The organism is Bordetella tumbae, assembly GCF_965139195.1.
GTDB classification, from domain to species: domain Bacteria; phylum Pseudomonadota; class Gammaproteobacteria; order Burkholderiales; family Burkholderiaceae_B; genus Bordetella_A; species Bordetella_A tumbae.
In genome coordinates this window covers 164220-181863 of sequence record NZ_CBCSJH010000003.1, presented here as the reverse complement: position 1 = coordinate 181863, position 17644 = coordinate 164220, and the positions used below count along the sequence as shown (strand labels likewise).

At 57.4% G+C, this 17644-nt stretch carries 14 protein-coding genes; 8 read left to right on the top strand and 6 right to left on the bottom strand.

What is annotated here, in order from left to right; all coding sequences use genetic code 11:
* Nucleotides 1–32: 32 nt before the first annotated feature.
* Entirely contained in the window at nucleotides 33–968 is a 936-nt protein-coding gene (locus ACNA0J_RS06175; protein ID WP_415817470.1) for a helix-turn-helix domain-containing protein, read from the bottom strand.
* A 373-nt stretch (nucleotides 969–1341) separates the two neighbouring features.
* Here ACNA0J_RS06175 and ACNA0J_RS06170 point away from each other — a divergent pair.
* Nucleotides 1342–3282, top strand: a 1941-nt coding sequence (locus ACNA0J_RS06170; protein ID WP_415817468.1) for a PhoX family protein, incomplete at its 5' end; no start/stop codon positions are given.
* Between the two features lie 116 nt (nucleotides 3283–3398).
* Here the strand turns inward: ACNA0J_RS06170 and ACNA0J_RS06165 are convergent.
* Nucleotides 3399–4130, bottom strand: coding sequence for a GntR family transcriptional regulator (locus ACNA0J_RS06165; protein ID WP_415817466.1), 732 nt, complete (start codon nucleotides 4128–4130; stop codon nucleotides 3399–3401).
* Between the two features lie 172 nt (nucleotides 4131–4302).
* On the opposite strand from ACNA0J_RS06165, the gene ACNA0J_RS06160 reads away from it, so the two are divergent.
* Nucleotides 4303–5211 (top strand): TauD/TfdA dioxygenase family protein, encoded by a 909-nt coding sequence (locus ACNA0J_RS06160; protein WP_415817464.1) that lies wholly within the window; start codon nucleotides 4303–4305, stop codon nucleotides 5209–5211.
* Nucleotides 5212–5270: 59 nt separating this feature from the next.
* Nucleotides 5271–6239, top strand: coding sequence for a tripartite tricarboxylate transporter substrate binding protein (locus ACNA0J_RS06155; RefSeq protein WP_415817462.1), 969 nt, complete (start codon nucleotides 5271–5273; stop codon nucleotides 6237–6239).
* 182 nt (nucleotides 6240–6421) lie between these two features.
* On the opposite strand, the gene ACNA0J_RS06150 is transcribed toward ACNA0J_RS06155, so the two are convergent.
* The gene (locus ACNA0J_RS06150) at nucleotides 6422–7372 is read right to left on the bottom strand and encodes an alpha/beta fold hydrolase (protein WP_415817460.1); all 951 of its coding nucleotides are present in this window, start codon (nucleotides 7370–7372) and stop codon (nucleotides 6422–6424) included.
* A gap of 114 nt (nucleotides 7373–7486) precedes the next feature.
* Between ACNA0J_RS06150 and ACNA0J_RS06145 the strand changes: the two genes are divergently transcribed.
* Nucleotides 7487–8308: an AraC family transcriptional regulator gene (locus ACNA0J_RS06145; protein ID WP_415817458.1), complete on the top strand. Its 822-nt coding sequence runs from the start codon at nucleotides 7487–7489 to the stop codon at nucleotides 8306–8308.
* A gap of 187 nt (nucleotides 8309–8495) precedes the next feature.
* Nucleotides 8496–9470, top strand: coding sequence for a Bug family tripartite tricarboxylate transporter substrate binding protein (locus tag ACNA0J_RS06140; protein WP_415817456.1), 975 nt, complete (start codon nucleotides 8496–8498; stop codon nucleotides 9468–9470).
* A gap of 74 nt (nucleotides 9471–9544) precedes the next feature.
* Here the strand turns inward: ACNA0J_RS06140 and ACNA0J_RS06135 are convergent, their stop codons facing one another.
* Nucleotides 9545–10291 (bottom strand): IclR family transcriptional regulator, encoded by a 747-nt coding sequence (locus ACNA0J_RS06135; RefSeq protein WP_415817454.1) that lies wholly within the window; start codon nucleotides 10289–10291, stop codon nucleotides 9545–9547.
* A gap of 104 nt (nucleotides 10292–10395) precedes the next feature.
* Here ACNA0J_RS06135 and ACNA0J_RS06130 point away from each other — a divergent pair, with 104 nt between their 5' ends.
* The 3 genes from ACNA0J_RS06130 (at nucleotide 10396) to ACNA0J_RS06120 (ending at nucleotide 14093) form a co-directional block, all read left to right on the top strand.
* Nucleotides 10396–11703, top strand: a complete 1308-nt coding sequence (locus ACNA0J_RS06130) for a CaiB/BaiF CoA transferase family protein (protein ID WP_415817452.1) — start codon at nucleotides 10396–10398, stop codon at nucleotides 11701–11703.
* 46 nt (nucleotides 11704–11749) lie between these two features.
* Nucleotides 11750–12832 carry a TauD/TfdA family dioxygenase gene (locus ACNA0J_RS06125; protein ID WP_415817450.1) on the top strand — a complete coding sequence of 361 codons (1083 nt, stop codon included), beginning with the start codon at nucleotides 11750–11752 and terminating at the stop codon, nucleotides 12830–12832.
* Between the two features lie 217 nt (nucleotides 12833–13049).
* Nucleotides 13050–14093, top strand: a complete 1044-nt coding sequence (locus ACNA0J_RS06120) for a TRAP transporter substrate-binding protein (protein WP_415817448.1) — start codon at nucleotides 13050–13052, stop codon at nucleotides 14091–14093.
* Between the two features lie 32 nt (nucleotides 14094–14125).
* On the opposite strand, the gene ACNA0J_RS06115 is transcribed toward ACNA0J_RS06120, so the two are convergent.
* Nucleotides 14126–15133 (bottom strand): tripartite tricarboxylate transporter substrate binding protein, encoded by a 1008-nt coding sequence (locus ACNA0J_RS06115; protein WP_415817446.1) that lies wholly within the window; start codon nucleotides 15131–15133, stop codon nucleotides 14126–14128.
* 56 nt (nucleotides 15134–15189) lie between these two features.
* Nucleotides 15190–17640, bottom strand: a complete 2451-nt coding sequence (locus ACNA0J_RS06110; protein WP_415817444.1) for a CaiB/BaiF CoA-transferase family protein — start codon at nucleotides 17638–17640, stop codon at nucleotides 15190–15192.
* Between the last annotated feature and the right edge of the window lie 4 nt (nucleotides 17641–17644).

Sequence of the window (17644 nt, the reverse complement as noted above, 5' to 3'; positions counted from 1 at the left end):
TGGATAAGATCGCCCTGCCGCTCTTTCAGGAATCAGGACGCGATATCAGAATCCTGGAAGCCCGCGCGTTGGCGGTAGGCATGGGGCGTAATGCCGATCACGCGCCGGAAAGTCGAAGTGAGATGGCTTTGACTGGAAAAACCCAATCCGAAAGCAATCTCACTGATAGGAATAGTGGCGGTACGCAGCAATATTTCGGCCCGCCGCACTCTGCGCTCGATCACATACGCATAGGGCGCCATGCCGGTCTCGGCTTTGAAGCGCCGCGCAAAAGTATCGATGGGCATGCCAGCTAATCGGGCCAGTTCGGTGAGCGAGATCCCGACTTCGATGTGAGACTCGATATAGTCATCCAGCCGTTTGATTACGCCGCGGCCCAGGCGAGGCACTGTGGCCGCAGCGTCGGCAGACTGCCTGCCAACGCCGCTGCCACCTATTCGCAGCGATATCAGCGCCAGCAAATGTTCCAGGTACACAGCCTCGGGCAGTTGGCCGGCAGCCATTTCGGCACCGAGCGACGCCATCAGCGCCCGGATGACGGAGTCTCCGGTATTGACGCGCAACGGCGCGGTGGACAATTGCGAACAGCCTGGCAGATCCAGATGCGGATCGACCCACAACGCGGTGTAGACCAGATCGGCATCGCGGAAATAGCCATTACGCTCCACCCCGGCAGGCACGAAACTGATCACTCCCGAGCGGTCGCGGCCATCATAGATCGGTTTCGCGCCGTCACGAATGTGGGTGCGCGCAGTGCCGCCGCGCTCGGTCAAGATGATGACGTGCTGTGGCGCCGTCCAGCGAAACTCCGCCTCCCGGCAAGTCCAGCGGCGACGGTCGATGGTGATCTGCCCATCGTACAGCGAATGCGTCTGCAACGCCTGTCCGTCAGGCTGGTGCGCGTGGATGTGTCCATTGCCCACCAACGGCTGCAGCAATCGTGCCGTCGCTCGATGCGTCGTGTCCATTCCATCATCCTCCCCGTCGATGCGGGCTATGGGCTGCTGAACCACCTCATCCTCTCAAAGTACATAAAAAAGCCGGTCAATTTGCGGTCGTTCAGCTGACAGTTAGGACAGCTTCATGAAGGTGTCACCCCGGTTCCCTAGCATGCCCCTCTCACGCAAGCGCCAGAGACTACGGATGTAACGACGGCATGTCACTAGCTCTGCGTCCTCAATGCCCGCATATCCCAAACCGGAATCGACGAACATGCCTGACTCACTGAAAAATATCCACCGCCGTCAATTACTGAAATTCATTGCTGGCACCCCAGCATTTCTCCCCCTGGGCGCTGCCGCCACCGCGATGCTCGCGGCCTGTGGCAGCGGCAGTGATGANGACGACGACGATGAGTCGACCCCTACCCCCACCCCGCAGATCAAATCCGCGAGGTTCGTCGGCATGCCGGCCCCCACCGCAAGCAGCCCTGCCGAATTGGCCTCCACCTCGGTGAAATCGGAACTGGTGCTGGAGCTGACTGATGGTAGCACCGTCAATTACAAGCTGGCCTACCAGCCGTTCTTCATGACCGGCGACATGGTGCCGGACGGCAATGGCGGCGAGATTCTCGCGGGCGGCTACTATGACATCAACAACCAGCCATTGATGGACACCTCAGTGCCTGGAGATATCAGCCAGTTCTACTCGGACTGTCCGGACGGCACCTCGTTCCTGACAGTCGACGGCGCAAAAGTCGACGGCGTCAAGGGCAATACCGTATTTGCGGTCGTGCAGTTCGAGTACAAGAGCAAAGCAAAAGACGGCTCCAGTACCTACGGTGCGCTACCGTCGCCGATTGCGGTGTTGACGCTGGATCAGGATCCGGAAACCGGCAAGCTGACACTGGTCAAGTATCACAACGTCGACACGTCGAAAGTCCATGGACTGTGGATCACCTGTGGTGCGAGCCTGTCGCCCTGGGGCACGCACCTGTCCAGCGAGGAATACGAACCGGACGCCTTCGACATGAATCAAGGTGGCCAATCGCTGTCCACGCTCAAGGCCTACAGCAAATTCACCTACGGCAACGAGAACAGTGCCAACCCCTACAACTATTGCCATTTGCCCGAGATCGTCGTGAACCCCGACGGTACCGGTACGGCCAAGAAACATTATTGCCTCGGCCGCATCTCGCACGAACTGGTCCAGGTCATGCCCGATCAGCGCACCGTACTGATGGGCGACGACTACACCAACGGCGGCTTGTTCATGTTTGTCGCCGACAAGGAAGCCGATCTGTCTGCCGGCACCTTGTACGTCGCCAAGTACACCTCGGTATTGAGCGACCAGTCTGTCGACCAGGCCACCGCCGGCAAGATCCAATGGATCAAACTCGGCCATGCCACGAGCGACGAAATCTCGGCACTGGTAAACACCGACAATATCCAGCCCACAGACATTATGGATGTGGTCAATGCGGCCACCGCGCCGGACGGCACCTACACATCAGTAACGCTCAACAAAACGCAGCGTTGGGTCAAGCTGGCCAACGATAGCGACAGGACGCATAAAGCCGCTGCATTCCTGGAAACCCACCGTTATGCCGCGCTCCGAGGCGGCAGCATGGCCTTCACCAAAATGGAAGGCACGACGGTGAACGCCAAGGACAAAATCGCCTACTCGGCCATCGCTAACCTCACCGACTCAATGATCGTAGGCCTGTCCGGCTACGTGGCCGAGCACAATGTGCATTTCCCGAAGAAAGTCAATGCGGGCTGCGTGCTGCAGCATTTCCTGGGTGGCGGCATGGTGGACTCGGATGGCAATGCCATCAACAGCGAATGGGCTCCGCAAAGCACCGCCGTGCTCATCGCTGGAGAAGACTTGCCCTCCGGCACGGCCGACGGCCTGGGCAACACCAGCAACCCCGACCTGATCGCCAGCGCCGACAATCTCAAGTTCTCGGAGCAGCTGCGCACCTTGTTCATCGGCGAAGACAGTGGCAACCACTTGAACAATTTCCTGTGGGCATACAACGTCGATACCAAATCGCTGGACCGTCTATTGTCATGCCCGGCCGGCGCCGAATCGACCGGCCTGCATGCAGTAGACGAGATCAACGGCTGGACCTACATCGCCAGCAATTTCCAACACGCGGGCGACGAGTGGGCACGCTATATGAACAAGGCCGACGAGGCGGGATCATCGATCACCACCGGTGGGTTGCCGGCCGCGCTCATGACCCAGATCGATGAGGCCATCGACGAGAACTTCAAGGACAAGAACGGCGCCTATGTGGGGTATCTGACCGCAGATGTGAGCGCGATCAAACTGAAGTAAGTCGCGCGAGGTGGCACAGCAGGCGATGGCACATCATGCCAACGCCGCCTACGTCAGGCGCATTCTGCCCGGATACCCGTGCTCGCCACCTCGCTCCTAGCGGCACACCGCCGTACTTATTTCTTGGTGGTATCTTCTGCCACGGACGCGTTTGACTCTACGGCACGATAGGACGCCTGCAACAACGTCTTGGCGGCGTTTTCCGCCGCGTCAGCGTCTCCGGCAGCTACGGCCTGCGCGACTCTCATCCAATCATTTGCTGATTCCAGGCGCCGTTGCTGAGTGCGAAAACTGATCGACTTCTCGCGAATGGCATAACGCCATAGCGCCTGATCACTTAACCCCTCGTAAATGGCACGCAACCGCTTGCTAGGGCTCGCTCCGATCAGCATGTGCTGCGTATCGATCGATAATGCTGCGTAATCTGCAGGCGCCGTACTGGGAGCTTCGGCCAACCGTCGTAACTCTGCAGCGCGCTCCAATAACTGCGGCCCAAAGTCAGTTGACGCTTTTTCCACGGCCAGCCGCGCAGCCAGTCCAAGCAATTGAGCCCGAATATTGAAAATTTCCTCGATTTCTTCGGCGTCGATCGCAATGACGCGCACGCCATACCGAGGAATACGTTCGACCAGCCCCCGCCGCTCAAGTAACGACATCGCTTCGCGCACTGTACTGCGACTGACAGCGAAGAGCTCGGCATAGGTCTCCTCTTTCAGGCGCTCACCAGGAGCCACCGCGCCGTCTTGAATAGCCGCCAGCAGCGATTCGGCTACCTGCTCTGGTAACGATTTTGCCAAGCGGCCGATCTGTGTCGATTTCTTGCTGAAGTAGGCGTGCGCGCCAGGCATGGCTCTCTAGGATATGAGGGACGTTGTAGGCGAGTATACCTGCCGCCCCCGGGACTAACGGCATAAAAGACGGGTTAATTCCACTAAAAATATTTTGTCGACAAAAGACAATCGACGAATCTATACTGTTCTCAGACGGTGATTTGCCGCCGATAAAAGGAGACCTTTTTTCATGACTTCTCTCGTTATTACGCCGTTGGGCTATGCCGCTGGGGCACGAGTAACAGGACTGGATCTACGCAATCCGCTGACCCAGGAGCAAGTAGCTGCCGTACAGGCCGCATGGCACAAGCACCTGATCCTGGTATTCCCCGGCCAGGACTTGACTGCGCCGCAGCTCATCACGTTCACGGGGCAAATGGGCGAAGTCGAACGCAATGACAACGTGCCCTATTACCGGGATCCCGACTACCCGGAAGTGCTACTGGTATCGAACAAACCTCGCAACGGCAAGCCTTCAGAAACCCGAAATACGGGCCGTAATTGGCACGCCGACCTCACCTATACCGATCGGCCGGCCAAGGGCTCGGTTCTGATGTGCAAGGAGAAACCTGTCATAGGCGGCGACACCATGTTCGCCAATATGTACATGGCATACGACACGCTCAGCCCGGTGCTGCGCGACTTCATTGAGACGCTGGATGCGGTGCACGACATCACATTGATCAAGGGTTTCGAGCGTCGCGATCCCGCCCAGATAGCAGAAATGAAGCGCGCCAATCCCCCTATCGCCCATCCCGTGGTTCGCACGCATCCGGAAACGGGTCGCAAACTGCTATTCGTGAGCGAGCGCATCCGGAATTTCGTCGGAATGACGGAAGAAGAAAGCCAACCGCTACTGCAATTCCTGAATAGCCATGCTACGTCGCCCGAGTTCGTATACCGGCATCAATGGGCGCTCAACGATATCGTGATGTGGGACAACCGCTGCACCCTGCACATTGCGCTGAAGGACTTCGACCAGAATCAAGCTCGGCACATGATGCGCTGCTCAATGCGTGGCGAAAAATCGGGCTACGTCATTGCTCCCGAAAAAGAAGACGGCGCATCGCTTAAAAGCGCACTCGCGTCAGTGTCCTGATACGACACGCGCTTAAACACTACTACAACAATCTCCATTACCTTCGGAGGAGACCTGAGATGCCCGGACCATTTTTTCGCCGAGCCCGCGTACTCGCTGTGCTGACCTGTTTGAACCTGCTGTCCATTCCTGCATATGCCGCCCCGCCCATCCGGCTCGAGGTTGGATTCCCACCCGGCGGCACCACCGACGTCATGGCCAGGCTCGTTGCGAATGCACTTTCCGCACAGATCAATCGCGACATCATTGTCGAAAACCGCGCAGGGGCGAGTGGCAATATTGCCGCCGCGTCAGTAGCCAAGGCGGCACCGGATGGAAATACCCTGCTTTTCGCTCCTAGCAGTCATGCGGTGAACGCCTCGATCTACTCCGACCTTCCATTCGATACGCTGCGAGACTTCAAAACGGTCGGTATGGTGGCAACGACGCCCTATGTCCTGGTGGTTAACCCCAAGCTGAAAAGCGGTTCGGTCGGTGAGCTAGTCGCTTATCTAAAGCAGCACCCCGGTGAAGTCGCATTCGCGTCAGCCAGTGCTGGAACAGGCCAACACTTGGCCGGAGAAGTTTTCAAGAAAGCCGCACAGGTCGATATCCTGCATGTGCCTTATAAAGGCAGCGCCGCCGCCTTGCCTGATCTCGTGGCGGGCCGCACGGGACTGATGTTCGACAACATCGCAGTCATGTTGCCACATATCAAAAGCGGCAAGGTCAATGCCCTTGCGGTAACGACAGCACAGCGGTCTTCACTCCTGCCTGATAGTCCAACAGTAGCCGAAAGCGGTTATCCAGGCTTCGATATCGTAGGCTGGTTCGTCCTGTTGGCTCCCGCCGGCACGCCGGCCGATGTCGTAGATCAATTAAACCAAGGGCTCAACACCATTCTCGTAAGCAAGCAACTGACCGACAAGCTGGCGAAACTCGGTGCAGAAGTAAAAACCAGCACGCCACAAGAAGCAGACCGCTTTGTGCAGGATGAGGTCCACCGCTGGGCCAAGGTCGTGAAAGAAGTCGGCATCAAGCCCAATTGATAATCAAGCGGATCGTGCCGTTTTCGCCTGGCGCCAGCAACGATGTGGAATGGCGCTTATGTCGGATACCTGACGGCGGATGTGAGTGCGATCAAGTTGAAGTAAAGCGTTGAAGTGACGTGGGAAAAATCGGCCAATCCTGTGCGATTGGCCGATTCGATAAGAGCATTGCGTAACCAAGATCAGTCGCGCAAGAACTCGAGTAAATCCTGGTTCAAACGGTCCTTGTGCGTATCTGTCAGGCCGTGAGGAGCACCGTGATAAACGATCAACTTGGCGTCCTTGATCTGCGCAGCGGACGCCTTGCCCGCGGCATCAATCGGGACGATTTGGTCGTCGTCGCCATGGATCACCAAGGTGGGAACGTCAAACTTCTGCAGATCTGCCCGGAAGTCAGTCGCCGAGAATGCAGCGATAGAGTCATACGTGTTCTTGTGGCCGGCCTGCATACCCTGCACCCAGAAGGCTTGGATCAATCCTTGGCTGGACTTGGCACCAGGACGATTGAAACCGAAGAACGGGCCTGAAGCGATGTCCAGATATAGCTGCGAGCGGTTCTCCAGCGATGCCTTGCGCAGGCCGTCGAAAACCTCGATAGGCAGGCCGCCGGGATTATCGGCGGTCTTGAGCATCAGTGGGGGCACCGCGCTGACGAGTACGGCCTTCTTGACGCGGCTGGTTCCGTGGCGGCCGATATAGCGGGCCACTTCACCGCCTCCCGTGGAAAAGCCCACTAACGTGACGTCTTTCAGGTCCAGGGCTTGAATCACAGCGGCCAGATCGTCGGCATAGTGATCCATATCGTTACCCTCCCAGGGTTGACTGGAGCGACCATGACCCCGGCGATCATGCGCCACCACACGATAACCTTGAGACGCCAGGAAAATCATTTGCGATTCCCAGCTGTCCGAACTCAGTGGCCAACCGTGGCTGAAGGCCACTACGGGGCCGTCTTTAGGGCCCCAGTCCTTGAAGTAAATCTGTACGCCATCGCGCGTCGTGATGTAGTTGCCGCTCTTAGTGACGTTGGTCACGCGGACCGCGTCTTCCGTCGGAGCAGCTTGAACCGGCGCACCGGCCTGTACAGCAGCAGCCAGCAATGTCGTCGCAACAGTTTTGGATAGGGTGTTCATGATCAACCTCGTCGTAGTCATTCGTTAGGGGCCGGAGTGGCTTAACGACATTCTGCTCGACCAAAAACGACGATTGGTGATATAAAATCCGAAAAAATTAACTTAAAGTACAAAATGACAGATAGACTCGCGGAACTGTTGCAGCGCTTCGCCATTAACGCGCAGGTGTTTCACGCCGGGACCCTATGCGGCCACAACCTATTGGAAGCACAAGATGGCTTGGGTCAATTGCACCTGATACGGCGCGGCCCGGCCGAGGTGATTCACGACGATACCTCGCTGACCGTCGAAACACCCAGCCTCCTGCTGTATCCACGTCCGATGGCGCATCGATTTATCACGGACGCTGTGGAGGGCGCGGACATGGTGTGCGCCAACTTGCGCTTCGAAGGGGGTTTGCACAACCCAATCAGTGCGGCCCTTCCGCCTTTCATCTGTCTGCCACTGGATTCAATTGCCGGCGCGACCGACGTGCTGCGAATACTGTTCGACGAAGCATTCGAGCAACGCTGCGGCAGGCATGCCGTGGTAAATCGGCTCTTCGAGGTAGTGATCATCCAAATCCTGCGGCAACTGATGGAGAGCAATCAGATGCAAAGCGGCATGCTGGCTGGACTGGCGCATGCCCGCCTGCGCATCCCAATGGTGGCCATGCATGAGCATCCGTCCAGGGAATGGTCGCTAGAGGATCTAGCCAGCACCGCCGGCATGTCACGCAGTGCGTTCGCTACGGCGTTTCGTGAGGTGGTGGGCATCACGGCGGGTCAGTATCTACAGAGCTGGCGCATCGGCCTGGCTCAACGCGCATTACGCCAAGGCCAACCGCTCAAACTCATCGCCGCCGACGTCGGCTATGGCAGCGAGGTCGCCTTATCACGCGCCTTTAAAGCACACACGGGGCAATCACCCGGGCAATGGCGTAAGTCGGTTGGGTAGACATTCGCAATACCTACCCCTCCCCACCACAGGAAAACCCCTAGAAAACATCACGTCTTCATAGAGAAAACGTGGGCCCGAACACGCCTGTGCGTCACCCAACGCCGCATTCCCGTGCTCGACAGGCTCGCGACATATGCCTATACTTTTTCAATAATAGACATTATGTCTAAAAATGGAGACAACGATGAAACCCCTTCCCCGCCTGGCCGGCGCGCTGATGACCAGTGCGCTCTGTCTGCTCTCGGCGCCGTCGCGCGCCGAAGCTCCCCTGCCCGATCTGATCAAGGTGATCGTGCCGTTCTCACCCGGCGCCAGCAACGATATGTTCGGCCGCGCGCTAGGCGCCAAGCTATCAAAGGAACTAGGCACAAACGTCATCGTCGAGAACAAGCCGGGCGCGGGCGGTGTGATTGGCTCGTCCGAAGTGGCACGGGCAAAACCGGATGGCAGCACGCTGTTGTTCAGTTCGGTGTCATTCGTGACGAACGCAGCCACGCAGGAAAAGCTGCCGTATGACGCGATAAAGTCGTTCACGCCTATTGCCGTGGTGGCGCGCGGCGCCATGGTGCTCGTGGTGAGCAAGTCCACGTCGTATACCAGCGTGGCACAGTTGATCGATGATGCCAAATCTCAGCAAGGCAAGCTGAACTATGGCTCGGCCGGCATCGGATCCATCGGGCAAATGAGCTCGGAATTGCTGAGCCAACAAACAGGCACAGATATGGTCCATGTGCCCTATAAAGGCATCTCGAACGCCGTGACGGACATGATAGGCGGCCGGCTGGAATCCATGATCACCACGCCCGCATCAGTCAGCGGTCCCTTGCAGGCCAAGGACATACGCGTACTGGCGACCACGTCGACCACGCGTTCGAAATTCTTTCCCGACGTACCCACTATCGCGGAAACCGTGCCAGGCTATTCCGTCGATGTATGGTGGGGCGTCTATGCGCCCGCGGGTACCCCGGCCGATTACGTGAATCGCCTGAATGCCGCCATACGCAAGGTCAGTGCCGAGCCTGATATGCGTGAGTTGTTCGCTCGCGAAGCCACTGAACCCTCAGATATGAACAGCGCTGACGCGGCAAAATATGTGCAGACAGAATTGTCGAAGTGGCAAACGCTGGCATCTGAACGGCACATCGTTGCGAGCAAATAGTGGGATGGGTGTACGCCACCATGGTGCCGAGACCGGACAGCCTACGCTGACCGGCCGGGACTGCCCTCTATTTATTACGTCGGCAGTTTTACGCCTTCCAGCTTGGCATAGGGCGGCGCGTACAACGCAGTGTCGCCTCCCAAATCACGCGTCAGTTTCGCGCCGGCTTCCATCACGATAGGCAGATAGTTCTCGAACACGGATTTGTTGAAGCGATACAGTGGCATGCCCAACGACAGGGCGCAGATCAACCGTTGCCCCGGCCCAAAGATGGGACATGAAATCGCCGCGCTTTCCGTTTCGCGTTCCGCCAACGAAATCGCATACCCGGCTTTACGAATGCCGTCATAGACAGCGCCCTTTTTACCGTCGAACGCTAATAGCACTTTGCCCGCGGCGCCTTTATCCAGATCGACGCGATCGCCTTCGCGTACGTGCATACGCACCGATCGCGGTTGCACCATGCGATGCAAGCAGATGCGTTCATCGCCTTCGCGGATATAGATGGCTGCGGTTTCCTTGGTTTGGCGTATCAGGTCGCGCAATACCGGCGCGGCGTAATCCCACAATCGGAAGGACTCCTGATACAGCATGCCCAAATAGAACGGGGTAGGCCCCAACATGTAGCGGCCGTCCTCCAGGCGTTTGATAAAGCCGAATTGCTCCAGCGATTCGCACAGCCGCAGGATGGTGCTGTGATACATGCCCGTTGCATTCATCAAATCAGTCAGGGTCATGCCTTCGACGCTTTCCTGAAAGGCCATCAGGATGGAAAGGGCTCGATTGACTGACGCCACGCCCGAGTCGGCGGCTTTCGGCATAAAGGACTCCTGGATTTCTAAGGTTCGCTGATCGGCAAAAACGCCTCAAATTATATATTTTCAAAAATAGACATCATGTCTATTTTGTTGATAAACTCAAAATCATGGACAAGAAAACACCTGCTGCCAATAGTCTGAAACGCACGTCGTACTCGGCGAATTCTCACGGTCCACTGCGTGGTCTGCGCGTCATCGACCTGTCACGGTTAGTGGCGGGCAATATGCTGACATTGCAACTGGCCGATTTCGGCGCCGATGTCATCAAGGTGGAACCCCGCAATGGCGACACGCTGCGCGCATTCAAGACTCGTGATGTCGAAACGTTCTGGAAGGTCTATTGCCGCAACAAGCGCAGTGTGTGCCTGGATTTCCGCCACGAACGCGCCATCGGCCTGCTGCGAAAAATGATCGACCACGCCGACGTACTGGTCGAAAGCTTTCGTCCCGGCGTGTTGGAGCAAATGGGTTTGGCGCCGGATACGCTGCGCCAAACTAATCCGAAACTGGTGGTTGTGCGTATTTCTGGCTGGGGCCAATCGGGTCCATACAAACGCCGCCCTGGCTTTGGCACGCTGGTCGAGGGGTATTCCGGTTTTGCGGCCATGAACGGATTCCAGGATCGCGAGCCCGTGCTGCCGCCCATGTTTCTAGGTGACATGACTGCCGGACTATATGGCGCCAGCGCCACCATGACCGCATTATGGGAAGTCCGTATCAACGGCGGGCAGGGACAGGACATCGACCTGTCTTTGTTCGAACCCATGATTTCCATACTGGGTCCGCAGGCTGCAAGCTACCGCATTACCGGCAAGGTCAAGGCTCGCACCGGCAGCCGGTCCAGCACCACGGCACCACGCAACACCTACAAGACAGCAGACGGCCAATGGGTGTGCGTATCCACGTCGACGCAGACCATGGCAGCCCGCCTGTTCTGCGCCATCGGGCGTGCCGACATGAATGCGGATCCGCGCTACAGCACGAACGTGGCGCGATTGGAACACGTGCAGGACGTAGATGCTGTCGTGTCCGAGTTCGTGGCCCAACGCTCACTGGCGGAGAACCTGCAAATTTTCGAAGCCGCAGAAGTCACCGTAGGGCCAATCTACGACGCGTCCCACCTGCTGCACGACGACTATGTGATCGCACGCGAAAGCCTGATCGACGTAGAAGACCCCGACATGGACTACATGCCCATGCATAACGTCGTGCCACGGCTGTCTACCACCCCGGGCGCATTACGCAGACCCGCACCTCGCAAGGGTCAGCACACCGCAGAATGTTTAACAGAGTTGTTGGGCGGCACCGATTTGCAGCCTCTGTTCGACCAGGGCGTGATCTTTGGGGAAACATCAACCGCCAATAAAACCGAAGCCTCCGTACCATCCGCGTCCGCCCTACCCCAGACAGCCTGACCGCATCTACCCGCACCGCATACTGACATCGAAGGAGACCCCAATCATGAGCAAAATCGGAACACAGATCGACACGCTGGGTGCCTGGAACGGCCCCGATATCGACTGGATGAAAGAAGGCCTGCATATCCTGAGCGATAACGAACAACGCGAGATCGACCTGGCGCTAAAGCATCTGCTGACGCAGGGCAATCTGGATTTTCCGAACATCACGCCGGAGACGTTTCCGTTGGACAAGGTGGGCGACCTGATGCGCGCGTTGCCCGAGCGTCTTCGTCATGGCCGCGGGTTCCTGATGCTGCGAGGGTTGAATCGCCAGGCCTATTCGGATGACGACATGACGCGCATCTATTTTGGCCTGGGATCGTATCTGGGCAAACCGATGACGCAATCCTATCTGGGTGACATACTGGGCCACGTCATGGACGTCAGCGACTATGAACCCAAGTCGCGCGGCTATCGCAAAGGCGGCGGCCAACTCATGCACACCGATTCTTGCGACATTATCGGCCTGATGTGCCTGAAGTCCGCGATATCGGGCGGTGAAAGCCGTATCAGCAGCGCCCTGGCGGTGCACAACACCATGGCCCGCGAATATCCGCAACTGTTGGAGATCCTGGCGCGCGGCTTGTACCTGAAACGCACCGACGAAGACGGCCGCCGCGCCACCCGCACGTACAGCCCAGACCGCGTGCCGTTCTTTTACGAAGAAAACGGCGAGGTCACCTGCTATCTGCCCACGGGATATGCCCGCCTGGCCGAAAAGAGCGGGCAATGCAACTATACGCCCGAGGAATCCGAGGCCCTATACCGCGTGCGCAAAGTATCGGCGTCGCCCGAGCTATATCTGGACATGGGATTCAAAGAAGGAGATATCCAGTTCCTGAACAATCGCATGATGGTTCACGGCCGCACCGACTACCAGGACGCCAAAGAACTGGCCGATCGCCGCCATCTGCTGCGACTGTGGTTCGAGGTCCCCTCGTGGCCTGCCATGCCGGAAAAACAGATTTTCCACACGGCCGAAGACCGCCGGTTATGGAGTCAGTATCGCAAACCGTTGATTGAACTGCCGTCGGTGCATTACCAGCAATTATTAGACGGTCAGTTAGGTCAGATGGTCGAGTAAGTGACAGGCGCCGGCCCGCTATTAGCTTGGGGACATCCCCCTCCTGCTTCGCCATCGCGGCGTCCACCAGCCCAGGGTTGATAGCCCTGGCTCCAGGCGACATCTGGCGGATTTTTCTCAAGTACGGGTAAGCGATGATAAATATTAGTTCAGACTTAAACTAAGATTCGCAGACATCTCATCGCCCAGGCCACATCGGCATATCCGGGAGGACGCTATGCATCGTAGACATCTGCTCACTAAGCTCGTCGCTATTGCAATATTGGCCTGTCAACCTTTGCTGGTACACGCTCAGAAGACGGAAAGCCAAGAGCCACTGGCCATACATCTAAAGATGTCGCACTTTCTAGGTCCAAAAAGCTTCTTTCAAGTTGATTTGGTCGAACCTTGGGCGCGCGAACTCGAGCGGCAGACTGGTGGCAAGGTGGCGGTCGAAGTGCTCAATTCAAGTTCGCCATTAGGAAATGTGCGAAATCAGGCGAGCCAGGTCAAAGCAGGCACAGTCGATATCGCGCTTGGGCTGCGCGGCGCAGAAGGTGAACGTTTTATGCGAAGCTCGATTATCGAGCTGCCATTTGTGGTTTCTGATGCAAAGCGCGGCTCTGAGGCGTTATGGGCGCTTTATAAGAATAACGTGATCGCAGATGAATACAAAGAGTTCAAGGTGTTGGCGTTGTTCGTGCAAAATCCCGGACTGGTACACACAAAACAGACGCGAGTCGTCGAACTAGGCGATTTAAAGGGTTTGCGTTTGCGGGTGCCAAACGCCACCGTTGCGACCACGCTCGAGTATGTCGGTGCACAGCCGAAACTACTGCAGCCCGACGAGATCATACCTGCATTGAGAGCGAACCAGCTCGACGGCATTATCACCAATTGGGGCACGCCCATTCCCGGCTTCAATGATGAGATGAAGCAACACACCGCTGTGCCATTTTATGCATCGGCGTTCTTTATCGTGATGAACAAAGCCAGGTTCGATTCTTTGCCTGCCGATGTTCGCACAGCCATAGATCGCTTATCTGGCGATACACTCGTCGCGCAGTTAGGCCTGCTGTGGGATAAATGGGATAAGCCCTACTACGAGGGCGCGCACGGACCTGGACAGGAGATAGTGCGGCCGGACACTGCGACGTTGCAGCGTTGGAAGTCGGGCCTTCAGCCCGTGTCCGACGCCTATGTCAAAAAGCTCCAGCAGCAGGGGTTTACGGATGCCCCTGCGGTGTACGAGGACTTGATTGCAAAATCCTCCTTGCAATAAGCCAAATAGCGCGCGATCGCGGGCTCAGTTAGTCAATCGAGAGTAATTTTCTCTCGTTTGACGACTTCAGCCAGTTGCTTGGTCTCGTTCGCAATACGTTTGGCAAAATCGTTCGGACCAACCATGGCAATGGTTCCCTGTGCGCTCAACGCCTTGTTCGCTGCCGGCACCGACATAGCCTGCTTGGCGTGCTCGTACAGTTTTTCAATAATTTCCGGTGGGGTTTTTGCGGGTGCTAGCAATCCCAACCAGAACGTCACAGCGATATTCGGGAATCCCGCTTCGGCGATGGTAGGGACATCAGGCAGCTGGGCAAGCCGTTGCTGTGACGTCACTGCCAGTGCCTTGAGCTTTCCGGCTTTGACCTGCGGAATACTCGTCAGCGTGTCAAACAGCGTGTTGACCTCCCCAGACATCGCAGCTGTGCTGGCCTGTGACCCGGCCTTGTAGGGCACATGCGTAGCCTTGAACCCCACTTCGTTGCTCAACATCGCATACGCCAAATGCGCCAGATTCCCCATACCGCCCGAGCCGTAAGTGAGCTCAGACGGATGGCTCTTGGCAAAGGCCGTCAAATCTTTGAGTGAGTTGATCGAGTGCTTCTTTGCCCAATCGGCATTGACGTTCACGATGAATGGAGCGTCCAGCACCAACGCGATCGGTGCAAAGTCCGTCGACTTATAGGGCGAATTCTTGTAGACCAATGGATTCACGGTAATACTGCTACTGTTGGTGGCCAGCAAGGTGTACCCATCCGGCGCTGAACGCGCGACCTCGGCGGCTCCGATTGAACCATTGGCGCCACCTTTGTTCTCTACAATTACTGGCTGTCCCAATGTTTTCGAAAGGTCGTCCGCCAACAAGCGAGCCATCGCATCGGTAATGGATCCCGCCGGAAACGGTACGACGATTCGAATAGGTTTGGCAGGCCACTTGGGGTCTTGCGCGAACACCGCGCTCGGCCCCAGCCCGAGCCCGGCACCGCCTGCGATACCGGCGCATGCTATGAGAAAGTCTCTACGCGATTTGAATATAGTCATTTTTTTGTCTCCGAATAGTTTGACAACTTCCAAGCCGAAAATACCGGGCTTGTTATCTAAGCTGCTTTCTTCGTTGCGGCGGTTCCTGTTATGCCGCCCGCCTCAAGTGCCTGCTGCTGCGCTTGAGTCAGTCCGAGCACTCGCGAGAAAACCTCTCGGCTGTGCTCCCCCAGCGTGGGTGCCGCACGAATGACTTCCGTGGGCGCTGCTGTTTCTCTGAACCACGGTGTGGTGGTCAGGTATTGCCCCAGATATGCGCGCGGAATCTCTTTGAAGAACCCCCGCTGATTCAGATGTGGATCCTCCAGGATCTCCCACACGGGCTTTACGACGCCGGCACTGATACCGGCGGTCTGCAACACGTACATAGCCTCTTCTGCCGACCGTTGCGTGGTCCACTTGCTGATCTGGCTATCGATCTCTTGTCGCCGGGCGTGGCGGCCTAGGGCATGACTCAACGATGGATCCTGTGCCAATTGCGGTGCCTGTATCAAGTCGGTCAGCGTGCGCCATTGCGTATCGTTGATCACGCTCACAACCACCCAATCGTCGTCGCCTGCGCATTGATATATGCCATGCGGGGCGAAAACAGGATGCGCGTTCCCGTTACGAGCGGTAGTATGGCCGCATACCGACTGCTCGATGAGGAACGGTGCGACCATCGAGAGCATGCATTCGACCTGCGACAGATTGACGTGCCGCCCTTTCCCCGTGCGCGCCTGTACCAGCAGCGATACCAACGCAGCGGCGCCTCCATTCCATCCCCCGACAGGGTCTCCATAAGCATAGGATGTCAGTGACGGCGGGTTCTGAGGAAATCCGGTGTGATGGGGCAAGCCACTAGCCTGCTCAAGCGTGCCGCCATAAGCCCTGGTGGTGCTCCATTCGTTGCCGCCGCCGAATGCCGGCATGGAAATCATCACCAGCCGATCGTTTACCCGAGACAAGGCTGCGTAGTCCAAGCCCAATTTTGGAAGCACTTCGGTTGAATAGTTCTCGATGACAATGTCGGCGCTTTTTACCAGATCGAGTAAAACCGAGCGCCCCTCCTGCCGGGTCAAATCAAGCGTAATGCCGAGCTTGTTGCGGTTCATCAACGCGAAGTTCGAATTTTTTTCGTACAACCGATCGCGATAAAACTCCTCGGTATAGTGGGTGCCTCTCCACCAATCTGGATATTGCGTTGCCTCGACCTTGATGACTTCGGCGCCAAAGTCGGCAAGCGTGCGCGCTGCCAGCGGACCTGCCCAACCCATCGTCAGGTCAATCACACGAATCTGCCGCAGCGGTGCCACAGCCACCGGTGCGCGTGCGCGGCGTGATCTGGGGCGCAACGCCTGCTCAGTGCGATAAAAGGCGTTATCTGCCCCCATTGCCGGAGCAGCCCCGCCAGGCAAAGGCCCCGCATCGCCAAGCGGCAGCGGAACGACCACGCCCTCGAATCGGCTCGATCCGAATTGAACCGGAACAAACGCGCCGCGTTCCCGATGGACTCTCTGTTCAAGCAATTCCTTCATGGTCGGCACCAGCACGGCGGGGAATTTTTCGCGTGCCAATTGCTCAAACCATTCCTGCGCAGTCTTGGTCAGCAGCGCTGGAATCAAAAATGCGTCGATCTCGTCGGCATGTTGAATACGCGTCGGGCCATTGACGAAACGAGCGTCATTGGCGTGTTCCGGATGGCCGATCGCCGAGCATAGCGCCGTCCATTGAGGAGCCGTATGCGCGAAAATCCCGATCCAGCCCTGCTTGGTCTGGTAGATGCCCCCCGGGTGGGTCGTGCAGAATCGGTTCACACCCAGACGGGCTTTGGGGTGACGCCCGTCTTGCACCATGCCTGCTTCCATTTCCACCACCGAGAACGTCAGCTCGTGAATACTGAGCACATACCGGCGAGTCCCGTCGGACGCTCCGATCAGTGCTGACATCACACTCGAAAACGCGGCCAGGCCGGCGACAATGCCGGTTTGAATGTCATGCGGCAAATGCGGCGGACCTTCCACCGCCCCGCTGGTGTAGACGGCGCCGCTCAAGGCACGGCATACAGCCGTCGTTCCCACGAAATTGCGATAGGGCCCGCTTTCCCCAAACCAGGTCAAACACACCTCAATGGGAGCGTTTGACTCGTCGGCAGCCTCACCAGTGCCGCAAACCGGCCGGCTCAGTACGTCAACGCCTGCGCTCAACGCTCTGGCATCAAGAATCACGTCACACGTTCTCGCCAGACGTGATAGCCATGCGTGCTCTTCGAAGCTGCTATTGTTCAAGGTAACGCTGCGTTTATTTGCGTTGAGCCAGGCGTTCAGCGCGCTTTGCTGCGCCGAGCCAGGAGAACTCAACAACGGCGGAACAAGTCGAAGTTCTTCCGCAGCGGGGTCCTCCAATTTGATTACTTCAGCGCCAAAGTCGGCGAAGAGTTTGCCCGCATAAGCCAGTGCCGCTCCGGTACCTACTTCGAGGACGCGCAGTCCAGCGAGGGCAAGCTGGTCCGTAGAGTCGTGCTTCATCACG